Origin of the sequence: Rhodococcus sp. MEB064, from assembly GCF_000834565.1 — a bacterium.
GTDB lineage: Bacteria > Actinomycetota > Actinomycetes > Mycobacteriales > Mycobacteriaceae > Rhodococcoides.
Window position 1 is genome coordinate 1 of the sequence record NZ_JXQS01000065.1, and the last position, 381, is coordinate 381.

The 381-nt window shown below is 68.0% G+C and carries 1 pseudogene; it reads right to left on the bottom strand.

The annotated features are described in order from the left end of the window. Positions 1–381, bottom strand: a pseudogene (locus RU01_RS20420) (pyruvate carboxylase); the annotation flags it as partial.

Genomic DNA, 381 nt, shown 5'->3' on the forward strand with positions numbered 1-381 from the left:
GCCACCCACCGGCCGGGGTGCCCAGATCACCGCGCAGGAACCCGATCACCGAATCGGGAATGTCGAACTTGCCCGGATCCGCCGCGAAGTCCTCCATCGACACCCCCGCCCCCACAAGGTGCAACGCCAGATCGCCCACCACCTTCGACGACGGCGTCACCTTGATCAACCGGCCCAACAACCGGTCCGCGTCCGCGTACGCCTTCTCCACGTCCTCGAACCGGTCCCCCAGACCCAACGCGATGGCCTGCTGGCGCAGATTCGACAGCTGCCCACCCGGGATCTCGTGGGTGTAGACGCGGCCGGTCGGTGCGGGGAGCCCGGACTCGAACGGGGCGTACACCTTCCGGATCGCCTCCCAGTACGGCTCCAGATCGCACA